This is a genomic window from Dyadobacter sp. UC 10 (assembly GCF_008369915.1).
In the GTDB taxonomy this organism is placed as follows: domain Bacteria; phylum Bacteroidota; class Bacteroidia; order Cytophagales; family Spirosomataceae; genus Dyadobacter.
On sequence record NZ_VSRN01000001.1, the window covers coordinates 1,348,505 to 1,372,701 of the forward strand.

Sequence of the window (24,197 nt, forward strand, 5' to 3'; positions counted from 1 at the left end):
CTCCTTCCTCCCTTTTCAGTCACTTTTTAAACTTTTCACAGGATTCATCAGAGCCGCTTTGATTGCCTGGAAACTTACCGTTACCAGCGCAATGATTAACGCCGCGATGCCGGCTACAACGAAAAACCACCATTCAATATCAATGCGGTAAGCGTATTTCTCCAGCCAGCTTTTCATAAAATACCAGGCAAGCGGAAAGGCAATAACTGCGGCAATACCCACCAGTTTCACAAAATCTGCCGATAACATACCAACCAGGTTTGTGACGCTGGCGCCCAGCACTTTTCTAACACCAATTTCCTTAGTTCGCTGTTCCGCAGTAAATGCAGCCAGCCCGAATAAACCGAGGCAAGAGATAAAAATAGCCAGAAAGGCAAAGTAGTTGGCAAGCTTGCTCACTACATTTTCCGCCTTGTATTGTCTGCCAAATTCTTCATCGGCGAAGTGATACTTGAAAGGCACGCCCGGGTTATAGCGTTTGTAAAGCTTTTCGATGTTTTTGATTGCTGTTTCAGTCTGCCCCGCTTCCGTTCTGATCAATGCTACCCCCCATGAAGATTTGGCCGGTTGCAGGCTGAGGATCAGCGGCTCAATGGGAACATGCAGGGAACCGATATGAAAGTTTTTCATCAGCCCGATGATCTTACCTTTCTTACCCCACATCGTAAGCTCCTTGCCTACCGGATCTTTATAGCCGATCTTTTTTGCTGCCGCCTCATTGATGAGATAGTTGGACGTATCGGTACCAAATGAAGGACTGAAATCCCGCCCGTCGAGCAGCTTTACACCCATCGTTTTGATCAGGTCATAACCGGCGGGATTGACGCTGAAAAGCAACTGCTGCGTGGTATCCTTTCCCGGCCAGCTGACACCCATGGTGGAGCTGCCCACTTCCAGGGGACTTGCCTGCGAATGGGACACAGATTTGATACCAGGCTCATTTTCCAGCGCTTGCTTGAATGAAGTAAAATTTTCGCTCATCCCCGTCTCGATATCCGGAAGATAAAGCAGGTTTTCACGGGCGAATCCCAGGTTTTTGTTTTGAATGTAACTGATCTGCCGGTAAATGACGATCATGGCCAGGATCAGGAGAATAGACAAGCCGAACTGAAAAACGACAAGCCCCTGCCTGAAATAAGTAGCATTCGGTTTGAATTTCAAGGCACCCTTCAAAATCGTGACAGGATTAAGCGACGACATGAAAAGAGCCGGATAACTTCCTGCTATAATGCCTGTTATCAATGTGAGCCCGATGAGCCAGAGCCAGATGACAGGATCCAGAAAATCCACATATAACCGCTTTTCAGTGAGGGTATTGAACGATGGAAGCAACCCGATCACGATCGCCAGTGCGAAAAGAAGTGACAGAAAAGTGATCAGCACCGATTCACCCATGAACTGGCCGACGAGGCTTGTGCGATAAGCGCCTACGACTTTGCGAAGGCCCACTTCCTTGGCACGTTTCACAGACCGTGCCGTAGCCAGGTTCATGAAATTGATACATGCAATGACCAGGATAAAAATCGCCACCACCGTAAACATGCGCACATACTCAATTCTACCACCGTTTTGCTTACCTGCTTCCCAATTGGAGTACAGGTATGACTCTCCATAGTTGATCAGAAACAGATCGACATTGCTGCCTTTATTCTTGGTTTTAATATATCCCCTGATTTTCGCATTAACCTTTTCAAGGCTGGCATTTTTCGACAGCAGTACAACACATCTGGGACCGTTGTTACCCCATTCTTTGGCCCAGGCATTGCTTTTAAGCCAACGGTCGTAGCTCATCAAAAACTCAAACTTCATTGATGAAGCCTCTGGGATCGGTTTGAGCACGCCCGTCACAATTACGTCATCCTTATTATCAACCCGAATGGTTTTCCCTATGGGATCGGCCCCTTTGAAATATTTATCGGCCAGCTTTTGAGAAATAATGATACCGTCCGGCCTCTTCAATGCAGTATTCGCGTCACCCTGTGCCAGTTCAAATGAAAACATGTTCAGAAAATCACCCTGCACATACCGGCCTTTTTCATTATCGAAATTATTACCGACCATCAAAACGGGCTCCTCCTCCCAAAGTACCTGGCTGGCCAATTCAATTTCGGGGATATCCTTTACAATATTTTCAGCCAATACACCCGGCGTAGCCGGAAAAGTGTTGATCACGCCGGAATAATGCTGATTTTCCATCACCGAAAACAGGCGCTTATCATTCGCATGAAACCGGTCCATTCGGACTTCATCCTGTACCCAAAGGATAATCAGCAAGCTGCGGGCCATCCCAAGCGCCAGGCCAAGGATATTAATAAAGCTGAATGTCTTGTTCTTCAGCAAATTCCGCCAGGCGATTTTCAGATAGTTTTTTAGCATGATTGGGGGATTGGGGATTGGCTTTTAGCTGTTAGCCATTAGCTTTTAGCTTTTAGTCATTGGCGGTTAGCTAATTGATACCAGATTTATAGTCAACTCACAGCCAGTAATACTTGATTTAATTTTCAGAATAGCCAACAGCTAATGGCTAATGGCTAACAGCTAATAGCCAGCCACCCCCTACTCACTCTTCAAGCTCTTCACCGGATTCATTAACGCTGCTTTAACACTTTGAAAACTAACTGTCAGCAGTGCGATCAGGATTGAGAGTATGCCGGCAGCGGCGAACATCCACCAGGCTATATCAATGTGATACGCGAATCCCTGCAGCCAGGTATTCATTGCAAACCAGGCCAGCGGGCTTCCGATAACGATCGATATAAAAACAAGTTTCAAAAAGTCCTTTGATAACAGCGCGATGATATTCGGAACACTTGCACCAAGAACCTTTCTCACTCCGATTTCCTTGGTCCTTCTTTCCGCAGTGTAAGCAGATAATCCAAACAAGCCCAGACACCCAATGATAATGGAAATGACTGCAAACGTGATAAATATCTGACCGATACGCTGCTCGCTCCGGTACTCATTGTCGAAATCTTCATCCATAAACTTGTAATTGAAAGGTTGTCCCGGCGCCATTTCCTTCCAGAGCGACTCGACCCTGGCGACAGTTTGTTTGTGATTTCCACCCTTCATTAGAACCGCTACCAGCCCATAACTCGGACGTAGCACCAGGCTTAATGCGCCAATATTCTTCCTGAGTGACTGAAAATGAAAATCACTGACTACACCCAGTATAGTATACGTTTGATCTTTCTCGGTTGAATTAGTATTTAGATCATAAATGCGTTTGCCGATCGGATCAGCAAAGCCCAGGATCCTGGCGGCGGCTTCATTGATAATAATCCCCGAAGAATCGGAAGGAAAATCACGCTGGAAACCACGTCCGGATTTCATTTTAAGATTTAATGTTTTGATATAGTCGTGATCCACGGCCCATTTTTGCATACTTATACCTTTCTCCTGCTGCATTTCACCTTCGGGGAAAAAGGTATTATCTGTCCGTGAAGAAGGGGTCGGTAAAAAGCTGGTCAGCGTGCTGCTTTGAATGTCGGGCAACTGAGCTACTTCGTCCTTGAATGCACGCGCCTTCGTATCCAGTGCATACGCGTTTTTTATGATAAGTATCTGGTCTTTGTTGTAGCCCAGTTTTTTGGTTTGAATGTAGTTGAGCTGGTTATAAATGACGCCGGTGCCGATGATCAGCATTACGGAAATCACAAATTGAAATACTACCAGACTATTCCGCAGATAACCGCCCTTTCCATCCTGTTCAATCGCACCGCGCAACACCTTCAACGGTTTAAATGACGATAGAAAAAACGCGGGATAACTTCCCGCCATCACGCCAACGACCAAAGCAGTAAAAATGGCCACGATCCAGAATAGAGCGCTTTCAAAAGGAAAAGCGATCTGCTTACTGGCGAGGTTATTGAACAGTGGCAATGCTGCATATCCAATAGCCACTGCCAGGATTAGTGAAAGAAAACTCAGCATAATCGCTTCCGTCAGAAACTGGCCCATCAGGTACGCCCGTTTCGATCCCAAAGCTTTTCTTACGCCCACCTCTTTGGCACGGTTTGCCGATCTGGCGGTCGACAAGTTCATAAAGTTTACGCAAGCGATTCCCAGCAAAAAGATGGCTACGACCCCGAAAATGTAAACATACTGGATATTTCCATTTGCACTGATTTCCGCTGTCCGGTCCGAATGCAGGTGAATATCAGTCAGCGCCATCAGTGAATATTTGATATAACTACCCGATTTACGCATCTCATCCAGCGAAGCACCCATGATCTGTTTCACCCAGGCCCCGGTATATTTTTCGAGAACGGTATCAAAGTTTTTTTCAAACTGTGCCGGAGTAACCCCTTCCCGCAATTTGAGGTAAGTGACAAAATTATGGCTTCCCCAATTGTTACTGCGGCTATCGGCGTATGCACTCATCGCCAGGAGCATATTCAGCTGCGACAGATGCGAGTGATCCGGGATGTTCTTCATAACACCAGTCACCGTGTAAACAGCCTGGTTATCGAGCAGTAAGCTTTGCCCAATCGGATTTTCGGAACCGAAATATTTCCTCGAAGCACGTTCTGAAATCACCATGGTATTGGGTTCTCTGAGTACCCGCGCAGGGTCTCCGGAAACCAGGGGAATGGAAAAGACATGGAAGAAGGTCGAATCGGCGTAACTGACGACGTCTTCTTTCAAATTTTCAGCAGCGCCGGTCCGGCGAACCAGATAGCTGCCGTCTTCCCGCAACCTTGCGACGGATTCCACCTGGGGATAATCTTTTTGAAGGGTAAAAGCCAGCGGGTCCGGCGCGACGGCCAGCTTCATATCAGCTCCGCCAAAACGGATATCCGAGTTGACCCTGTAAATACGGTCAGAATCTGAGAATGAGCGATCATAACTCAGTTCATCGACCACATAAAGTGTGATCAGAAGGCAGCTTGCCAAACCAAGCGACAGACCAAAAATGTTCAGGAACGAGTAAAACTTGTGTTTTAGCAGATTCCGCCAGGCAATTGTCAGATAGTTTCTCAGCATTGCTCCTGACGCTTACATTCCCACACCTTTACCAGGCAACTCAATTTCCTGTTCAAAACGCTCGATCACGCTTTGACGCTCCGTCTCCGATTTGTCAGCCGCATTTACGGTTTTTTCGTAAACGAACTCTTCATTGTTCTTCCTGAAATGATATTGAAGGAACATTTCGCCTGTGTGCGGATTGTACTTTACGTGCTTACGGTAACCAGCGGAATCCAGCCCCTGGAAAGTTTTCCCGTGGCTATCGCCCGACTGGAATATCCCCGGCGACTTACCAACTGAAACATACGCTTCGGGCTCCAAAACCTGCGGCGGGATGGGAGGTGCAGGTATTGACATTCGTACAGGCGGCTCCGGTATATCCAACCCGCCTGAATCGATCGATTCCAAAACTTCGTCACGAAGCTCCTTCCGTTCGTCCTTGCTCATACCGGCGACATCAAAAGACCGGTTAAAATTGATTTCCCGACCATCAATGGTTCCCGTAACACGGATCGACATCTTTTTGCCGTCATCATCAATACTTCTGCTCAGCGTACTTTTTTTCTGAGCGAGAGAAAATGTGCTGGTACATGCCAGCAAAATGGTCAGGATTCTTTTCATGGTTAAATTTGGTTTTAGCTTTTAGCTTTTAGCTTTTAGCTTTTAGCTTTTAGCTTTTAGCTTTTAGCTTTTAGCTTTTAGGCAAAAAACGACTTCAAATACCTCTACTCTTTCCGAAAAAAGTAAAACAAAAAACGAACAGCCAATCGCTAACAGCTAACAGCCAATGGCCAACAGCTCCTAGATATGCACCTTCTCCGTCACAATCTTTCCGTCAAACAAATTCACAATTCTGTGTGCAAACCCGGCGTCGTACGGGGAGTGCGTCACCATCAGGATCGTCGTGCCGGATGCGTTGAGCTGGCTGAGCAGGTTCATTACTTCTTCTCCGTTTTTAGAGTCGAGGTTACCTGTTGGCTCATCCGCAAGTATTGTTTTCGGCGTCGCTACCACGGCCCTCGCAATGGCGGTACGTTGCTGCTGACCACCTGAAAGCTGTTGTGGAAAGTGGTTGCGGCGATGCATCATATTCATGCGGGTCAATGCAGCTTCTACTTTTTCCTTACGCTCGGCCGGAGGTGTTTTCAGATAAAGCAATGGCAGCTCAACGTTCTCGTAAACGGTCAGTTCGTCGATCAGATTGAAGCTCTGGAATACAAAACCGATGTTTCCCTTACGGATCTGTGCGCGTTGGCGCTCAGACATTTTGGCTACTTCCGTGCCATAAAACTCGTAAGATCCTTCACTCGGATTATCCAGCAGTCCAAGGATATTCAGTAATGTAGATTTTCCACATCCCGACGGTCCCATAATGGCTACAAACTCGCCATCTTTGACATCCATGTCAATCCCGTTCAGGGCCGTAGTTTCCACTTCCTCAGTAGAAAAGATCTTATGCAGGTTGGTAATTTTGATCATTGGTCTTTCTTTGGCTATTCGCTATTAGCTATTGGCTTTTAGCTGTTGGTTTATGATAGATGAGATTTGTATGCGTTACTTTTTAGTTGGGTTGGAGTCTAAAGCACATTGTTCAATCCAGTTACACGGCAAATGAGAAATTTTAAAAATCTAAGGGTTTGGCAAAAAAGTCATCATCTTGTATTGTATGTTTATTCGATCACCAAAACTTTCCCTAAGGAAGAACTATATGGCTTGGTCAGTCAGATTCGTCGTTCTGCCACTTCAATTCCATCAAACATTTCAGAAGGCTGCGGCAGGAGCTCTGAGGCTGAACTAGCCAGATTTATGACCATTGCCAGCGGTTCTGCAGCTGAGCTCGAATATCAGCTTTTACTTTCAAAAGATCTTCTGCTCATTAGTTTGGCAGATTATGAAAGACTGAATGCAAGCCTGACAGAAATTCGCAAGATGCTTAACAGTTTCATTCAGAAGCTACGCTAGCTTTCACAATCCATTTATTTCTGCAACACCTGATAACTAACTGCCATTCCTAAAAGCTACTGGCTAACAGCTAATAGCCATTGGCCAGTAGCCATTTTTCAAAACTCCAAAACCTCATTATCTCCAAAATTCTCATAAGAACTGGTAATCACTTTCTCTCCGGGCTTCAGGCCTTCCAGTACTTCGAAATATTCAGGGTTTTTGCGGCCTAGTGTAATGCTGCGTTTTGCGGCGCGTTTGCCGTCGTCGCCGACAACGTATACCCAGTTACCGCCAGTTTCGGAGAAGAATCCGCCTACTGGAAGCAATGTCGCTTCAGAAGGCTGGCCGAGTTGCAGGCGGATCGGCGCTGATTGTCCTCTCTTGATAAGCTCAGGAGCACCTTTGTCAAACTGCATATCCACTTCGAACCGGCCGCTCAATACTTCCGGATAAATTTTGATGATCTTTAATCCGTAGTCTTTTCCATTGAATTCCATGGAACCCTGCAGTCCGGCAAAAATCCGTGAAATGTAATGTTCGTCCACACTTACACGCATTTTAAATCCATTCAAATCATCGATCTGGCCGATATTCTGCCCCTGGTTGATATTCGAACCCACCTCTACATTCATGGAAGAAAGTAATCCTGAAACCGGCGCTTTTACCACAAGATTGTCCAGTGTTTGCCTCCACAGGCTTACGTTTTTCTGGGTATTGGCCAGTGTGCCTTCCAGTTGCGTAATCGTCATCCTGGCGTTCTCCTCCTGGTATTTTTGAGATTCAATCTCGATCTCACGCTGGCGGACCAGCTTTTCATAATCCCTTTTGGTTTTAAGAAAATCCGCCTCGGGGATCACTTTGTCCTTATAAAGTTTGGTATTACGGTCGTGCGCATCTTTCGCCTGATCCAATTGAAAATCCAGGTCACTCAATGTTTTTTGCAGATTAAATCGCGCAATTTTCAGGTTTTGCCGGGTTATTTGAAGATCGTTGACCAATCGGCTCGCTTCTGTTTCCGATTGCAGGAAGCTCAATTTCAGGTTCTGGTTTTCAAGCCGCAAAAGAATATCCCCCTGCTTTACCATATTACCGCCTTCGATAAGTTTCTCGGTAACATATCCGCCCACGATCGCATCCAGCTGAATGGTTTTGAGGGGCTGAACGACACCGGTTACCACAATGAATTCGTCGAACCGGCCCGTTTTAACCGTTGATACAGTAAGCTTGTCCTGTTCTACATTCAGTTTGCTGCGCTTGTCGGCGAAGAAAAACTGGTAAACCAGAAAAGCGACCAATAAAGTGCTGCCGGCGATAATGCCGATCCGCTGGGTAGTCCAGAATTTCTTTGGCTTGATTTTATCCATTGATGATCCTCCGGAGAAACCGTTGTTACTGGTGTTTGTTGAGTTAGGTGTCCTGACTTCCATTATATGTGCTATTGAAAATTCTCCTTTATAGTTTCCTCTGATTATCCAATCCCTGTGCCAAAGAGGATAATTGATTATAAAGTACTGATTACCAATAGCTATATATATTGCGAATATGCCTTCAATGTTCGTTATCGGACATTTTTGTTCGGCGGCGGACAAGCCGTTTTTTTGATGATTTTGGGTAAAATACCGACTTTTTGGCAGCTTTGAAAATGAATTTTAAATTGTATCCGCTATCTTTCCAAACATTCAATTGTGCAATATTCAAATAGCCATGCAACTCTCCGAAGCCAAAATCCTGATCATTGACGATGATGTGGACGTCCTGAGCGCCGCCAAACTTTTGCTGAAACGTCATGCAAAGGCAGTAGACATAGAAAAAAATCCGCAGAAATTGCCTTTTCTGGTTACCAACGGCGATTATAATCTGATCCTGCTGGATATGAACTTTACCCGCGACGTGAACAGCGGAAGAGAGGGTTTCCACTGGCTGGACCGCATTCTGGACATCAACCCGGCTGCGAAAGTGATTATGATCACCGCTTATGGGGACATTGAAATGGCGATCCGCGCGATCAAATCCGGCGCAATTGACTTCGTCCTCAAACCCTGGGAAAATGATAAATTACTTGCTACGATTGCAGTTGCGCTGGAAAGCGGGAATGATAAACCTGTCGTTGTACAGGAGGAAAGGTCTAAGGAAGATCCTAAAAAAGCCAAAGCTCCTGGGGATGCGATCGTAGCGACAAGCGAGATCATGCGCCAACTTTTGAGTACTTCCGAAAGAGTGGCGGGTACCGACGCCAATGTGCTGATATTGGGAGAAAACGGAACCGGCAAAACCCAGCTTGCCAAACATATTCATCAAAATTCCAAGCGTGCCGACAAGCCTTTCGTGGTAGTCGACCTGGGCGCATTGAGCGAGTCATTATTTGAAAGCGAGCTCTTCGGACATGTAAAAGGAGCGTTTACGGACGCGAAGGAAGACCGGGCCGGGAGATTTGAGGAAGCAAAAGGCGGCACTATATTCCTGGATGAAATCGGAAATCTGACCCTGGCATTGCAGGCCAAGCTGCTGACAGTAATTCAGGAGCGCAGGGTCACGCGGGTGGGTTCCAATAAGCCTATTTCCCTGGACGTGCGGCTTTTGTGTGCTACCAATATGAATATCGAAAAAATGGTGGCCGAAAAAACATTCCGGCAGGATCTGCTTTACCGGATCAATACCATCGAGCTGGACCTGCCGCCACTACGTGAACGACCCGAGGATATCAGCGCACTTGCAGATCATTATCTCAAACAATACGCGAAAAAATACAACCGCCCGGTCAACGACATCAGCAATGCGTTGATCAAGAAAATGCAGCAGTACAACTGGCCAGGCAATATCCGGGAATTGCAGCACGCGGTAGAACGTGCTGTGATCTTATCTCAGGAAAAAACCCTGCAACCCGACGATCTCTTCCTTAAAAGTTCGGCCGGACAGCCTACAACCGCCACCGGATTCGATCTGGAAGACATGGAAAAAACGATGATCGTGAAAGCGATGAAGCGGTTCAACGGAAATATTACCGACGCAGCACGTGAGCTTGGATTAAGCCGGGCCGCATTGTACCGGAGAATGGAAAAGTACGGCCTGTGAATTACCAAATGTGATAAGTCAAGGAAAGCTGCGTTCCACGCAAGGCGTAGGAAGAGTAGGTGGGGTAGAGTACTTTATTGAATTGACTGTACCCGCTAACGTAGTCCATTCTGCCTGCAAAATAGCGCACAGCCTCCACGGACAAATGCCTGCCGATTTTAATACCAAAACCTGCAAAAAAATGCATTTGCCGGTCCAGTTTTCTGTTGGGTAACAGATCAAAATCCGCTTTCAGCTTTCTGGGCTCCTCTATGCCGGTTACCGAACTCCTGAATTGATTATCAAAAGATCCTTTCAATATGCAGAAAGGCATAATGCCCGCTTTCAAGTATGGCTGAAAGCCTTTTGTAAACGGAGAGAACTGCAATGCTACAGGCAGCTGGACGCGCTGGAATTCATTATCGTACTGTGTTGTATTAACAATCCGCCCTACATTCTCAGCATTGAAGTTAAAGACCCTAAGTCGCTCGTCGCTGAACTGCTGGAATTCTATATCAGCAGTGGCTGTGAAATATTTGAGAAATCTGTAGCCGGTACGCAGACCAATACTATAATTATTGCCCCGTTGATATTCGTCCCGCACTTCAATGTCGCGGATTACCGTTCTATTCGACCCGCTTTTCCCGATACCTGCCTTTACACCGAAGGTCCACGGAGAATTTTGCGCGAAAGAACAGGACAAACTCACTAGCAAAAATGCGATGGTATAGTAGATGCGCATATCAGTTTGAGTTAGATTACTTTTTCCAGACAGCAATCAGCGCCAAGCCGTTGCCTCAGGCTGGTATATTTATTTAGGAAAATCAGGAAGATATTACCTACAAAAGCTTCAAAAATGACAAAATACTTTTCGGCTGTTTTATTATCCTTTTGCTCCATATCCCTTTTTGCGCAAAGTCCTGCATTAGAACCGGTTCCCCTTAAAAACGTAAAAACCACCTCCGGATTCTGGCATGAAAGGCTGGAAACTGCCCGGACAACCACGATCCCCCACGCGCTCCATCAATGCGAAGAGTCGGGCCGGTTTGACAATTTTGCTGTTGCAGGAGGGCTTAAAAAGGGCGAATTCAAGGGTGTGCGCTTCAATGATTCGGATGTTTTCAAAGTTGTAGAAGGCGCTTCTTATGTGTTACAAAATCACCCGGACCCTAAGCTTGATCATTACGTCGACAGCCTGATCACGCTTTTTGCAGCGGCCCAGGAGCCCGATGGATATTTATACACGATCAGGACAATCAACAAAGATACTACCGGCTCCTACGACTGGATTGCCGGCCCCTATCGCTATTCTTTCGAAAACGGCAGCCACGAGCTCTACAATGTGGGGCACCTTTATGAAGCGGCTGTTGCCCACTACCAGGCCACAGGCAAGAAAACTTTGCTGGATGTAGCGATCAAAAACGCGGATCACCTGGTCAAAACCATTGGCCCAAAGCCTGGACAGCTGATGGTAGTTCCAGGTCACGAAGAAACCGAAACTGCGTTGATCCGCCTTTATCACGCCACAGGAAAGAAAGAGTACCTCGAACTTTCCAAATTCTTCATCGCCATGCGCGGGCGGTCTGATAAACGGCCATTGTTTCTCGACGAGCACAAACTCGGACCTGCGTATTTCCAGGACCAGGTTCCTTTTGTGAGGCAAAGGGAAGCGGTGGGTCACGCAGTGCGGGCACAGTACCTGTACGCAGGCGTTACGGATATGCTGATGGTTGAAAATGATGCGCAGTACCAGAATGCCCTGGATTCGATCTGGCAGGATGCGACTTATAAAAAGCAATATATCACTGGCGGAGTCGGTGCGCGGGAAGATGGGGAGGCATTTGACAAAGCCTACATATTGCCCAATGATAATGCTTATCAGGAAACGTGCGCGGCGATTGCCAATATGCTCTGGAACCATAAAATGTACCTCCATACAGGTGAAAGCAAATATATGGACGTATTCGAACGGGTTCTGTACAACGGGTTTCTGGGCGGAATGTCTGTGAAGGGCAACGAATTTTTTTATGTAAACCCGATGGCTTCCAATGGAAAAAATGACTTTGGCAAAGGTACCGGCGCTGTTCGGAGTTCTTGGTTCGGTACCGCCTGCTGCCCGACTAATGTGTCGCGCTTTTTACCTTCCATGCCTGCTTACGTATATGCTATTAAAGATAAAGAGGTCTTTATCAACCTATTTGCCGGAAATGAAGCTACACTCGCCCTGGACGGAAATGCGGTAAAAATAATGCAGGAAACGAATTATCCCTGGGAAGGAAAAGTCAAAATAACCGTTACTCCGGAGAAAACAGGCGCATTTCCGATCTCCGTCCGAATTCCCGGCTGGGCTTCGGGACAGGCCATTCCGGGTGACTTGTACACCTACACTTCCGGCCAGCCCAAGCCGGTTATGTTACAGGTAAATGGCAAAAAAATCGATGCCGCAGCCAACAACGGCTACGTACGCATTGACCGCACCTGGAAAAAAGGTGACGTGATAGAAGTTGCATTGGATATGCCGGTTCGTCAGGTTGTTTCAAATAAAAATATCAAGACAAACCACGGGAAAGTCGCCATAGAACGCGGGCCGGTTCTGTATTGTGCAGAGGGGCACGATAACAACGGGAAAGCGTTGTCTCTTACCATTTCACCTGATCAGGCATTTACCCCTGAATTTCGCAAAGATATACTGGGAGGTATCAATGTGCTGAAATCGCAAAGCGCGACGCTTATCCCCTACTACGCCTGGGCAAACCGCGGCGCTAACGAAATGACCGTCTGGTTCGATTCAGCGAAATAAACCTGCTCATTTCGCAAGATTCTTTTTGACAGTTTCCAGGTCTTTCAGCTCACCGTCGACAATGACATTGACATCACTTTTCTTGAAAATGTCATTGTCGGACACGAGCTTGGTTTTGAAATATAAAGTAAACGGAATGGATTTCCCTTTGGTAACCACCTGCCCCACCGCTTTGAGTAATTTGCCCATTTCCACAGTGAGCGGGATCTGATAGATTTCACTACTTTTTCCCTTGATTTTGGTAGCCCCTTTCACACTACCCTCCGCAAGCCGCTCCTGCGTGCCGAGGCTCACCACATAGGAAGGATCCTCAAACTGCACAGGGAAGGGATTTTGATTGGAAAACTTCAACTGCAACATCACTTCTGATTTCCCCAAACGAAACTTGGTAAGGTCAAAATCTACGATCTCCACTTTTGGAAGACGATATAGGGGTAGTCGTTTATCTTTGCTGAGCGTGATGGAATCTTTGCCTAAGAAAGATCTGTTCAGCGTAAACCTGCCTTCAAAATGGTAGTTGGCGCTGTCCTCGCCCTGCCTGGCTTCCGAATCTCCCTCCTGTTTCAACTTCTTGATTTTCAACTTTGCCGGCACGCTGACCATCGTACTGTCACGCGACTTGATCAGCAATGGTTTGGCATATTCATCCTCGACAATAGTTACTCCGTTCATTTGAACAAAATAGTCGAAACGCTTGATATCAAGCTCGATAGGCAAAGGGTTATGTACCAGTAATTTAAGTGAAAGATCAATGGTACTGTCGGTAATATTGGTGATATGCCCGATACCCATTTCCACTCTGGGTTTGAGCCCTGAAACCGGGTTTGCATTCTCCTTTTTGTAGTAATTCCATCCTAACCAGCCACCAACCACAAGTATAATAATGACTATGAGCGTAATAAGTGTTTTACGGTTTTTCATTTGCGTGGGTATGATTTAGGTGAAGAATACTAAAACCATTCCGTTCTCCGCCGACCCGGCGTTCTCAATGTGATCAATGCTTAGCCGTTGCTACTGCCGGGTTTGAACTAATATGTGTGTACTAATTTCTGCATGTGAGCCGAACGAAGTCTGCTGGGATGCACTCAGGGTATTGGAATGGATTTTTTATAACGGCTGCCTCAGTTGGATGCACCACATTCAACCAATCAACAATCTTAACCATTAAAATCAACAATCATGAAAGCGACGAAAGGCAAAGCCACCAAACAAATCACAGGAAATGACAGTGAAAAATTAAAAGAACTTTTTGTAGACGGCCTGAAAGACATTTACTGGGCTGAAAAGCATTTGGCAAAAGCATTGACGAAAATGTCCAAAAATGCAACTTCCGACGAACTGAAAGCAGCCTTTGAGCAGCATACCACTGAAACCGAAGAGCATGCGACCCGCCTGGAACAGGTTTTTGAAATGCTAGGAGAAAAAGCGCAGGCAAAAAAATGTGCTGCTATGGAAGGGTTGATCGAGGAGGCTAACGAGATCATTACCAGTACGGACAAAGGAACAATGGTGCGCGATTGCGGGCTCATTATGGCCGCGCAAAAAGTGGAGCATTATGAAATTGCTTCCTATGGCACCCTGCGCAACATCGCCCGGACACTGGGCCACAACGATGCCGCAGAAATGCTTCAGCAAACACTTGATCAGGAAGGTGAAACCGACCACAAGCTGACTGAGCTGGCAGAGGCTTACGTGAACGAGGAGGCTAGTGTAGAATAAACTGGCATATGTGTTAAAACAAAAAGTGGTGACCTGCCTGATGCGGGTCACCACTTTTTTTCTGTATAAAGATAGTACACTAGGTCAGATTCAACTTTCCGTGATCACCTCCTTCCGGCGTTGTGCCGGTTAATGCCGCCTTGAGCATCGAGAAGAATACGACCATTTTCGAAGATGTAGCATCCCAATATGCAGCCTCTTCGGTTACAACCCTGATTAGCACCAGATCGGGATCGTCTTTTCCTTCCGGAAACCAGGCTTTCGACATGACATTGAACAGTTCCTCCTTTTTCGCCTCGTCGTGAACCTGTCCGGCATTACCGGAAATACTCAGGTAGGTATTGTTTTTAGGTTCTGAATAAATCAGGGTTACCGACTCGCCGTTATTACTGGCCGGCTCGGAGTTACGACTAGCAAAAAACCACACATTTCCTTCATTATCAATCTCCTGCGTAGTCATCGGGCGTGAATCGATCCGGTTGTTTTTGTAAGTGGTGTACATACAAAAACGAATGTCCTCAGCCAGCGACTTCAATTTTTTTATCGCTTCTTGATCTTCAAAATCCTTTTCCATGATGGTGTTTAGTTTGTCTTATGAATCATTTATCAAAAGATCCTAAAACAACCATTCCATAGGGGAAACGAGCAAAGTCTATTCCCTTACCAGCCGCTCATATTCCCGTTTGGCCAGCGCATCTTCATCCAGATTGCCGTATGCGGTAAAATAATGCATTCCCAGCCCGATACCCCAGCCCAGCATCGGAAAGACCGGCCAGGGAATGGGGTTGAAATTTGGATAGTGTGTGAAGAAATACAATAGCCACAGGCCGGCGTTGATGATCAGGTAGGTGCGCAAATGAATTTTGAAAGCTGCCCTTTTTTTCGCCTTTTTCCATAGAACTGCATCACGCGGAGTTTCCATCTTCTTTTCGTTTTTTGGTTAGATGAATCAGTTGCCTATAATATCCTGATGTTCAGGAGCTATAACTCAAAACTAACGAACTGGCGGCCTGAATTCAATCTTCACCCGACGGAGTGTAGAAATTCCCCGACGAAAGAACGAAATGCAGGGGTAAACTTCAATGTACCTTCTAAAATTCAAGCCGGTAATTTAAAACGGGTATCAGCCCGGTTTGCGTGATCAACTTCACCCGATCTGTTTTTTTATCATAGTACCTGTCAAATGCATTCAACCGGTTGGTCACATTCTGAACGTCCAGGGAAATCGTCGACGCGGTACGTTTCTTGTTTTTCGTATAGCTCACGCGCACATCGCCCCTGAAATAATGGGGAAGTTGCTCCGAATAGCTTCTTGTCCAATCACGCTCGGTCCTGCCTTTTTCCCGCGATTTTCCGAGGTCGACCGGCGTAGACATATTGCCTCCTGCGGCCAGGAGCTTGATATTTGCTGCAAAAATGTTCGTTTTGTTTTTACCGACACGCCACTCCTTCCCAGCCAGGAGATTCTGCACAAACTTCCCGTTAAACCGGCTGTCCCGCTCAATGCCGTCGCGGCCTGTGTATTTGGACTGGTAAAGCGAGGTAGTGCTCATCAGATAAATCCCGCCTGTCAGCGACTTCTCGATTGTAAGCTCCAGACCATAGCTTTTGCCGGTCCCCTCGCTCACCAGGGAATCGCTTACGAAACCTGATATTTCGTTCATCAGGGAATTATGCAGCAAAAACGGACTGGTTGTGTTCGCCGGGCCTATCGGGACGTGATAGTGATGCTGATAGTAGGTTTCTGCCAATATCCGCCAGCTTGCCGAAGGCCTGAATTCATACCCCGCTACCAAATGTGCCGATTTCATTAGTTTGAGGTCTTTGTTGATCAGATTATCCTGGCCCTCACTGGCCTTGATTTGTGTGAAGTAGGTAGAAATGGATTCCGTTTTACTATGCAGGCCAGCCCCGAAACTAACCGTTGACCTTGACGCAACTGCCCATTTTAGTCCTACACGCGGCTCAATGGAATGCTGTTTGTTCAACCCCAGCAACATCGCATGTACCCCTGCATTGACGGTAACATTCGGCGAAAGCCGCGACTTTAACTGTCCGTAAGCCTGAAAAAGTTGTGTACTGCCTTGTTGATCGACATTTTTAACCCAGGGTCCGTCTTCATTATCCTGGTCAAAAAGATTGAAGTCCATATGATTGATAATCGCTCCTGCCCTGATCGTGTTTCTTGCATTCAGTTTATAATTAAAGAGCGTCGAAATTCTTAAAGTCTGGTTGATAAAATTCTGCTGAAACGCAGTCCCATCCTCCTTGTCTACAAAATCACCGCTTTGCTTGGTCGCGGCATACGAGACGATGGTTTCCATGTACGCTTTGTTACTGATATAGCGCAGATAGTTTACCCCTATAATTCCCCTGTTGGACGTAAATTTCTCCTTTGTCTCTTCATTATTGATGGTGGAAGTACTGATCCCGCCCATTCCCCAAACCGAAACCACCGCTTTTTCATCATAAGGCAGGTAAACTTTAAACGCTCCGTCCTGAAAATCGTTGACAGCATCACCGCCAACCTGCACTCCTACTTTACTTAAAATGGATAAGGTAGAATAGCGGTAATTGGCCAGATAAGAAGCACCACCTTTGGCTCCGATAGGCCCTTCGGCTGCGAAATCAAGCCCCAATACACCGGCCTGCATAGCGTATTCACGCTTTTCATTATTGCCTTTTCTTAATTTCAGATCGAAGACCCCGGAAGTAGCATTTCCATATTCAGCGGGGAAAGCACCGGTTAAAAAATCCGAATTTCCCAGCACATTGGCACTCAAAGCACTTACACCACCACCTGATGAACCTTCGGCAGCGAAGTGGTTGGGGTTGGGAATTTCAACGCCTTCCATTCTCCACAGTAACCCTTTCGGGCTGTTACCCCGAATGACGATTTGGTTACCGCCGTCGTCATTGGTGGCCACTCCTGCAAATGAAAGTGCCATCCTCGCCGGATCATTTACGGAAGCGGCGAAACGCTTGGTCTGGTCTACCGTAAAAGATCGCCCGCTCACGCTGACCATATCGTTAAGCGGTGCACCGGTCTCCTTCTGCGCTTTTACAACCACTTCATCCAATGCTTTAAAGGATTCTGTCAGTCTCATATTCAGCTCCACTTCCTTTCCCGACCCTACTGAAATCTCCTGCAGAAATGCATCGTCATAACCAAGCGAGGTTACTTTTATGGAATGCCTGCCAACAGGCACCTGCGGGATCCTGAAATTTCCTTCGGTATCTGTAACCCCTCCCTGAATAGGATTGAGGGAAGTAATAATCACGTTCGCACCGATCACCGGCTGCTGTGATTCTGTGTCTACGATCCGACCCTTTACAGTCTGCGTAGGTTGCTGAGCAAAAGCCGCAACGCCGAATGCGGCGGCAATCAGAGAGAAGAAATACTTTTTCATAGCTAGTTGTTTCGGTCTTGACAACTTAGCTACGGGCTACCCTAATTTTTTTCGGAAAGATTGATTGAATGGTATTTTGGCTGTATGCTTTAGGCCTTAGGCTGTTGGCTATTGGCTGTTGGCTGTTGGCTGTTGAGTAATCTTACACGATTAAAGTTAAATCAGTAAAACATAAAAAGGCCAACGGCTAATGGCTAACAGCTAACATCCTAAACCATACAGCCCAAAGCCACCATCCAGCTTATACGCCCCATCCCAAAACAAATATTCCATTTTCGTTGCCGTAATATAGGCTTCGATCATTCTTTGGCGGGTTTGTTCTGACGCGGACGCTGCGAGCTGGTTGCATATGTTGAGGGCTTTCTGAACGGAATGTGCAAATTCTTCGCCCGCGTAGGCATTGATCCAGTTTTGATATGGATTAGGGGTGGTTTGATTGGCGTAAATATGGTCGCCGACTTTTTTGTAAATCCAGAAACAGGGAAGCAATGCAGCCACTGAAACTTCATAGGGTTCAAATGCACTGGTTGCGAGCAAATAATTGGTGTAAGCAAAACAGCCTGGTCCCTTTCCCGAATCAAATTCAATCTCGTATTCCTTGAAATAACTCAAATGCAGCGCCCTTTCTACTAAAATTGCATTTTGCGCAAATTCCAGGAAATCCAGCAGCTCATGACTGTTAGCTGCCCTGGTACCGGTCATTGCAATTGCCCGGGCGAAATCGGCGAGATAAAGTGAATCCTGATAAATGTAATATCTAAATTTTTCGGGCGGCAGACTACCTTTTTGGAGCTCCTGATTAAATGGATGAAGCTTTATTTTTTCATAAATCGGCAAAGTCTGCTCCCAGAGCAGGTCCGTAAATTTCGTCATATTAATTGCATTGGAACGGGAGAAAAAGAATGGTTCAGCGGTCCGGGCCCGGCTCCTGTCGTCACATTTTTGCCAGCCTCAATAGCGCCTGAAATGTATTTTTTTGAAAAAATGATTGCTTCGGGAAGTGAATTTCCTGTTGCTATAAATGATGCAATAGCCGAGGACAATGTACAACCGGTGCCGTGCACGTTCGGACTGTCGATATATTCGCTTTCCATAATCAGGGTATCCTGGTTTTTTTGGGCAAAAATATCAGAAAGCACCGGGGCAACGAGATGCCCGCCTTTTAGCAAAACCGCATTGCAACCCCGCCGTACCATTTCCTCGGCGGCTATTTTCATCGCCTCAACCGATTCAATCTGCTCTGAGATCAATATCTGCGCTTCGTCGAGATTAGGGGTTATCAGGTTTACCTTTGGAAAAAGCGCCTCCCAGAGTACAGAAACCGTTTCGTCCTGGATGAGCCTCGATCCGCTTGTGGAAACCATCACCGGATCGAACACCACAAATCCCGGCTTGTATTTAGCAATGATCTCCGAAATCACAAGCGCTACTTCAATCGTATTGACCATCCCGATTTTGACCGCATCAACAGTGATATCTTCAAATACCGCTTCGAGCTGCGCCCTTAGAAATGCAGGCGGCACAGGGTGTATTGCACTCACGCCCAATGTATTCTGCGCCGTGAGCGCCGTAATCGCGGAAGTTCCGTAAGCACCCAGAGCTGCGATGGTCTTCAAGTCTGCCTGAATACCCGCGCCTCCTCCGCTATCGGAGCCAGCGATGGTCAGTACGGTTGGGTAGCGGTTCAGGGCTTGTTGGGGGCGGTTGGGCATTGGTAGGGGTGGTTGGGAGTGGTTCGGGGTTGATGGGGTGGTTCGGGGTTGTTAGGAGGTATGGTTTGGTTCTTTGGCGGCCAGGATCATGGATTTCAGACGGAAAGCGGCTTCGTAGGGGGAAGTTGCGCTGCAAATCGCTGATACTACCGCTATTCCGGTGGCTCCGTTTTGCATGGCGGCGCCGGCATTGGTCAGGTTGATCCCGCCTATGGCAATAAGCGGATGTTTGCTTTGCGTGCTGATCCCGCGAAGCCCGTCAAGCCCCCAGGGTTTTTGCGTATCGGTTTTAGTAGGTGTTTCAAACAGCGGACTAACGCCCAGATAAGAAATATCCCACTCCTCTGCCTCAATTACATCCCGATCATTCTCGACCGAGATACCTATGATCTTTTCAGGCGGCAGCATTTGGTTCAATAGTTCAAATGGCATATCATTCTGTCCTACATGCACACCGTCGGCATTGGCTGCCAACGCCACGTCTACACGATCATTGATGATCAGAGGCACATTGTAAGGTTCCAAAATAGCTTTCAGCCGTTTAGCCCTATCAATAAATGCCCGGGTGGACAATGTTTTTTCTCTGAGCTGCACCATGGTAACCCCTCCCTGCACAGCTTCCTCAACCACCCAGAGCAAGTCGCGGCCAAGACAGGCGGCTTCGTCGGTTACCAGGTAAAGCTGAATATCGGTTTCGGGAGTTGCCATTGCATATTGTTTAATCAGGATACTTTGATTTTGGAAAGTTCGGCCAGGTGTGCCGGCGTAATATCAGACAAGCAATCCAGAAATGCAACCTGAAACGAGCCGGGAGATTTGGCATTCCGGTATGCCAGCTCACCACAAACGCCCATCATTACCGCTGCCGATACGGCCGCTTCGAAAGGATCTGCGACCGTAGCGGCAAACGCGCCCGCAATCGCAGTCGCCGAGCAGCCCATTCCGGTCACTTTCGTCATCAAAGCCACGCCGTTTGAAACATAGGCGGTTTGATTCCCTTTTACGATTACGTCCACTGCGCCGCTTACACTCACTGCGCAGTCAAATTTCTTACTCAATGCCCAGGCCGCTTCCAGGCTCAGATCTGAGCTGGCGGTACTGTCAACACCTTTTGTCTGCACATTAGCACCGGCCAATGCCAATATTTCCGATGCATTTCCGCGAATGATCGCCGGGGAAGCTACGTCTAAAAGTTCCGTCAAAGTATTATTCCGGTAACTGGTCGCGCCGGCGCCTACCGGGTCGAGCACGATGGGTTTCCTCAACTCGCCGGCCTTTTTCATAGCTGCTTTCATGCCGGCAACCCAGGGCGGAGAGAGGGTGCCGATATTAATGACCAAAGCCCCTGAAATCGACACCATTTCTTCCACTTCTTCCACCGCATGTGCCATTACAGGCGACGCTCCCGCAGCTAACAATGCATTGGCCGTGTAGTTCATCACCACAAAATTGGTAATGTTGTGCACCAGCGGTGTGGTATTTCTGAGGTTAACAAGGTTTTGTTCTAAATGAAAATCCATATCAATGTATTTAATCGGACTGATGGAACGGGCAAACCGGGGGAAACTTCGACTTATTTCTGGTTTTGTATTTGCGTAAAAGAACGGGTTAGTAACACCCTGCACGCTTTTTCCTCCGACAGTATCAACTGTTTCAGGTTCAAAGGGTATGAATCTCAGTCCTCTTTTTGGACACCCCCAAAGCCATTCTTATTTGCGAAAGTAGTAGTTTTAAGGAGTTATTAAAAAACATTTCACCTAATCCGAAAGCGCAGATTTCGATTTACAGAAAACATATAATGATCAAGGCAGCAATATTTGATATGGACGGGTTGCTTATCGACTCGGAACCGATGTGGCACCAGGCGGCGCATGAAGTAATGCAGAAAGTTAATTTTAAATTGACCGAAGAATTGAAACTGCAGACAACGGGATTGTCAATCAAGCTCTTCCTTGATTTTTGTCATAAAATCCAACCCTGGAACACCCCGAGTTTTGAAGAGCTTGAAAAAGAGATCCTGGAAAAAGCACATACCCTGATCCTGAACAACGCCATAGCAATGCCCGGTGCGATAGAGTTGCTCAAAACACTGAAAGCGGAGGGCTTGAAACTGGCAGTAGCTTCGGCTTCCCACATGGAGCTGATCGAAGGTGTGCTGGAAAGGCTGGGAATCACCGATTTCTTCGATACCTGGCATTCTGGGGAACTGGAAGAATTCACCAAGCCTCATCCCGCAGTGTATTTGACAACCGCCAAAAAACTGGGCGTGAAACCGGAAGAATGCATTGCATTTGAAGATTCCCACGCCGGATTACGGTCGGCGCACGCGGCTGGAATGGTCACGATTTCGGTACCTGCGGCCGAAGTTTTCAAGGATCCGAAATTTGATATGGCGCATTACAAAATCAGCTCGCTGGAAAAATATATATTGGGCGAAATGTCGGGGGTACCTCAGAGTGTGGTGGAGGAGTGAGGAGGATTTTGATTAATTGTTGATGCTTTTGTCATTGATCATTAGTGGTCATTGATTGTCGTTAGTTGTCATTGATTGTTTGATGTTTTTTTGGACACTCTCAAATAAAGCATTGGAAAAGAATTGCAACAACACCTGACTATATAATAACAACTAATGACCACCAATGACAAAAATGACCAACCATCCCCACCCTTTTCCTAACTTCCCACAGGCATGATCGGACTCCGGCATTTCAGTATTATGATCATGATCAGGATCGCAATTATTATCCTGAGTGTGATCGCATTGGCATGGCTTGCGGCCAGACATACCAATGAAATGCTTGTTTACGTGCTTGGAACGATCTTTATTTTCGTCCAGGCTTCGCTGCTATATCAGTATGTTACGAATGTCAACCGCAAGCTGACCTACTTTCTGGAATCCGTCCGGTACTCCGATTTTACGATCAACTTCCGGTCTGACAATAAAATGGGGCGGACGTTCAAGGAGCTGAACCAGCAATTCAATGAAGTTTTGCATGCATTCCGGCAGGCCAGGGCTGAGAAAGAAGCCAACCTGCAATATCTGAATACGATCGTACAGCATATCGGCACGGGACTCATCACATTCGACAGTACCGGGCAGGTGAATCTGATCAATAATGCAGCTTTAAGAATGCTGGGTATCTACCGGCTACACCAACTGATCGAACTAAAAGACAAGCACCCAAGACTATACGAGCTGCTTTCCAACCTGAACAGCGGCGTGAGAGAGCTATACCGTACCCCTTCCGACCAGCCGCTTGCATTGCAGGGAGCAGCGATCCAGCTGCGGGGCATGTGGGTGCGGATCGTGGTTCTGCAGAATATTCAAACCGAGCTTCAGCAGCAGGAAGTAGAATCCTGGCAGAACCTGACGCGCGTTTTGCGGCACGAGATCATGAATTCCATGACACCGATCGTTTCCCTGGTAGGTACCATGCGGCTCATTGTGAATGAGGACATCGAAAAATCCACGAGTGACCAGGAGGCTGTGAATGATCTCAAAGAGGCATTATCGACCCTCGAAAAAAGGAGTAAAGGGATGATGCAGTTTGTGAATGCATACCGCGATTTTACGACATTGCCCAAGCCCGTAATTGCTAACAACAATGTCTCCGAGCTTTTGCACGAAGTATTGCAGCTGCTGCAAACCGATCTTGTCAGGTCGGGTGTATTGTGGAAGTTGTCGGTCAAACCGGAAACGCTGATTGTGAAAGCCGACGCCAGTCAAATTCAGCAGGTACTGATCAACTTAGTCAAAAATGCGTCGGAATCGTTCTCCAACCAGACCAACCGGCTTATTACCCTATCAGCATACCAAACGGACAACACGGTGATGATCGAGGTAGCCGACAATGGTGACGGCATTGAACCTGAGGCAATTGAAAATATTTTTATCCCGTTTTATACGACTAAAAAAACGGGTTCGGGTATCGGATTAAGTCTTTCCCGCCAGATCCTGCAGCAACATAACGGCCAGCTGAATGTAACTTCCGAAGTTGGAAAAGGGACTGTTTTTACGTTGATTTTTTAAGCCGGTAAGAATCGTACATACTTACAACCTTTTTTACCCCACACAAGTCTTTTCTAGAAATTTAATCAGCGTTCTATGAAAAAGCTTCTGTTGATCGTTACCGGGATTTGCTGCGTTTTTTCCTGCCAGAAAACTTACATTGATAAAGATAACAGCCTTGCTTACAAGGAAACGATCGAGATCAATGACGTGCCAAGAGCTACCCTCACTTTTTTCGATTTTTACGACGGCCGCTGCCCGGAAGATCTCACTTGCATATGGGGAGGCTATGCTTTTGTGGACTTGCTGTTGTCGGGCGTGACAGCTACTGGCCGGGTTGAAGAGCACGTTGAAATTTGCCTGGGAGAGTGCGGGGTTGTGCGCAAAGACACAACCGAGATTGCCCGCATGGTGAATGATACGGTTGTCAAATCTTTTGCGGGACAACAATACAGATTCATACTTTCATCACTGACTCCTGCCCGAAAATCAACCGATACCCCAAATAAAGAGAATCACCGGATCAGGCTCAGAGTGGAGAGGCAGTAAGGCTTCCCCAGATCTTCCAGGAACTAAAATCTATA

Annotated in this window: 21 protein-coding genes and 1 riboswitch; of the genes, 7 read left to right on the forward strand and 14 right to left on the reverse strand. The window is 46.9% G+C overall.

Annotated elements, in window-relative coordinates; all coding sequences use genetic code 11:
* Window positions 1–15 precede the first annotated feature (15 nt).
* The 4 genes from FXO21_RS05230 to FXO21_RS05245 all read right to left on the reverse strand — a co-directional run bounded on the left by FXO21_RS05230 (window position 16) and on the right by FXO21_RS05245 (window position 6,447).
* Window positions 16–2,376, reverse strand: coding sequence for an ABC transporter permease (locus FXO21_RS05230; protein ID WP_149639108.1), 2,361 nt, complete (start codon window positions 2,374–2,376; stop codon window positions 16–18).
* A gap of 180 nt (window positions 2,377–2,556) precedes the next feature.
* The gene (locus FXO21_RS05235; RefSeq protein ID WP_149639109.1) at window positions 2,557–4,986 is read right to left on the reverse strand and encodes an ABC transporter permease; all 2,430 of its coding nucleotides are present in this window, start codon (window positions 4,984–4,986) and stop codon (window positions 2,557–2,559) included.
* Between the two features lie 12 nt (window positions 4,987–4,998).
* Window positions 4,999–5,589: a hypothetical protein gene (locus FXO21_RS05240; protein WP_149639110.1), complete on the reverse strand. Its 591-nt coding sequence runs from the start codon at window positions 5,587–5,589 to the stop codon at window positions 4,999–5,001.
* A gap of 180 nt (window positions 5,590–5,769) precedes the next feature.
* On the reverse strand, window positions 5,770–6,447 hold the full coding sequence (locus FXO21_RS05245; protein ID WP_149639111.1) for an ABC transporter ATP-binding protein: 678 nt from the start codon (window positions 6,445–6,447) through the stop codon (window positions 5,770–5,772).
* A 132-nt stretch (window positions 6,448–6,579) separates the two neighbouring features.
* Between FXO21_RS05245 and FXO21_RS05250 the strand changes: the two genes are divergently transcribed.
* Window positions 6,580–6,930: a four helix bundle protein gene (locus tag FXO21_RS05250; protein WP_149639112.1), complete on the forward strand. Its 351-nt coding sequence runs from the start codon at window positions 6,580–6,582 to the stop codon at window positions 6,928–6,930.
* A 98-nt stretch (window positions 6,931–7,028) separates the two neighbouring features.
* Here FXO21_RS05250 and FXO21_RS05255 read toward each other — a convergent pair whose 3' ends face one another.
* Window positions 7,029–8,276 (reverse strand): efflux RND transporter periplasmic adaptor subunit, encoded by a 1,248-nt coding sequence (locus FXO21_RS05255; RefSeq protein ID WP_149643374.1) that lies wholly within the window; start codon window positions 8,274–8,276, stop codon window positions 7,029–7,031.
* A gap of 340 nt (window positions 8,277–8,616) precedes the next feature.
* Between FXO21_RS05255 and FXO21_RS05260 the strand changes: the two genes are divergently transcribed.
* On the forward strand, window positions 8,617–9,984 hold the full coding sequence (locus FXO21_RS05260) for a sigma-54-dependent transcriptional regulator (RefSeq protein WP_149639113.1): 1,368 nt from the start codon (window positions 8,617–8,619) through the stop codon (window positions 9,982–9,984).
* 1 nt (window position 9,985) lies between these two features.
* Here the strand turns inward: FXO21_RS05260 and FXO21_RS05265 are convergent, their stop codons facing one another.
* Complete coding sequence (locus FXO21_RS05265) at window positions 9,986–10,705, reverse strand: outer membrane beta-barrel protein (RefSeq protein WP_149639114.1); 720 nt, start codon at window positions 10,703–10,705, stop codon at window positions 9,986–9,988.
* A 114-nt stretch (window positions 10,706–10,819) separates the two neighbouring features.
* On the opposite strand from FXO21_RS05265, the gene FXO21_RS05270 reads away from it, so the two are divergent.
* The gene (locus FXO21_RS05270; protein WP_149639115.1) at window positions 10,820–12,763 is read left to right on the forward strand and encodes a glycoside hydrolase family 127 protein; all 1,944 of its coding nucleotides are present in this window, start codon (window positions 10,820–10,822) and stop codon (window positions 12,761–12,763) included.
* Window positions 12,764–12,769: 6 nt separating this feature from the next.
* Here the strand turns inward: FXO21_RS05270 and FXO21_RS05275 are convergent, their stop codons facing one another.
* A complete protein-coding gene (locus FXO21_RS05275; protein ID WP_149639116.1) occupies window positions 12,770–13,684 on the reverse strand; it encodes an LEA type 2 family protein in 915 nt (304 codons plus the stop codon).
* Window positions 13,685–13,942: 258 nt separating this feature from the next.
* On the opposite strand from FXO21_RS05275, the gene FXO21_RS05280 reads away from it, so the two are divergent.
* Window positions 13,943–14,482: a YciE/YciF ferroxidase family protein gene (locus FXO21_RS05280; RefSeq protein ID WP_149639117.1), complete on the forward strand. Its 540-nt coding sequence runs from the start codon at window positions 13,943–13,945 to the stop codon at window positions 14,480–14,482.
* Window positions 14,483–14,561: 79 nt separating this feature from the next.
* On the opposite strand, the gene FXO21_RS05285 is transcribed toward FXO21_RS05280, so the two are convergent.
* The 7 genes from FXO21_RS05285 to thiM form a co-directional block, all read right to left on the reverse strand.
* Window positions 14,562–15,056, reverse strand: a complete 495-nt coding sequence (locus FXO21_RS05285) for a pyridoxamine 5'-phosphate oxidase family protein (protein WP_149639118.1) — start codon at window positions 15,054–15,056, stop codon at window positions 14,562–14,564.
* Window positions 15,057–15,134: 78 nt separating this feature from the next.
* Window positions 15,135–15,404, reverse strand: coding sequence for a 2TM domain-containing protein (locus tag FXO21_RS05290; protein ID WP_149639119.1), 270 nt, complete (start codon window positions 15,402–15,404; stop codon window positions 15,135–15,137).
* Window positions 15,405–15,573: 169 nt separating this feature from the next.
* Window positions 15,574–17,892 carry a TonB-dependent receptor gene (locus tag FXO21_RS05295; protein ID WP_149639120.1) on the reverse strand — a complete coding sequence of 773 codons (2,319 nt, stop codon included), beginning with the start codon at window positions 17,890–17,892 and terminating at the stop codon, window positions 15,574–15,576.
* Between the two features lie 201 nt (window positions 17,893–18,093).
* On the reverse strand, window positions 18,094–18,765 hold the full coding sequence (tenA, locus tag FXO21_RS05300; RefSeq protein WP_149639121.1) for a thiaminase II: 672 nt from the start codon (window positions 18,763–18,765) through the stop codon (window positions 18,094–18,096).
* Window positions 18,762–19,604 carry a bifunctional hydroxymethylpyrimidine kinase/phosphomethylpyrimidine kinase gene (gene thiD / locus FXO21_RS05305; RefSeq protein ID WP_225865575.1) on the reverse strand — a complete coding sequence of 281 codons (843 nt, stop codon included), beginning with the start codon at window positions 19,602–19,604 and terminating at the stop codon, window positions 18,762–18,764. Before thiD ends, tenA begins: the two co-directional genes overlap by 4 nt.
* A 51-nt stretch (window positions 19,605–19,655) precedes the next feature.
* Complete coding sequence (gene thiE / locus FXO21_RS05310; RefSeq protein WP_149639122.1) at window positions 19,656–20,312, reverse strand: thiamine phosphate synthase; 657 nt, start codon at window positions 20,310–20,312, stop codon at window positions 19,656–19,658.
* 14 nt (window positions 20,313–20,326) lie between these two features.
* Window positions 20,327–21,124, reverse strand: coding sequence for a hydroxyethylthiazole kinase (gene thiM, locus FXO21_RS05315; RefSeq protein ID WP_149639123.1), 798 nt, complete (start codon window positions 21,122–21,124; stop codon window positions 20,327–20,329).
* 93 nt (window positions 21,125–21,217) lie between these two features.
* Window positions 21,218–21,313: riboswitch (TPP riboswitch) on the reverse strand.
* Window positions 21,314–21,402: 89 nt separating this feature from the next.
* Here thiM and hxpB point away from each other — a divergent pair.
* The 3 genes from hxpB (at window position 21,403) to FXO21_RS05330 (ending at window position 24,162) form a co-directional block, all read left to right on the forward strand.
* Window positions 21,403–22,077 (forward strand): hexitol phosphatase HxpB, encoded by a 675-nt coding sequence (hxpB, locus tag FXO21_RS05320; protein ID WP_149639124.1) that lies wholly within the window; start codon window positions 21,403–21,405, stop codon window positions 22,075–22,077.
* Window positions 22,078–22,293: 216 nt separating this feature from the next.
* Window positions 22,294–23,634, forward strand: coding sequence for a sensor histidine kinase (locus FXO21_RS05325; protein WP_149639125.1), 1,341 nt, complete (start codon window positions 22,294–22,296; stop codon window positions 23,632–23,634).
* Window positions 23,635–23,709: 75 nt separating this feature from the next.
* Window positions 23,710–24,162: a hypothetical protein gene (locus FXO21_RS05330; protein ID WP_149639126.1), complete on the forward strand. Its 453-nt coding sequence runs from the start codon at window positions 23,710–23,712 to the stop codon at window positions 24,160–24,162.
* Window positions 24,163–24,197: the final 35 nt, after the last annotated feature.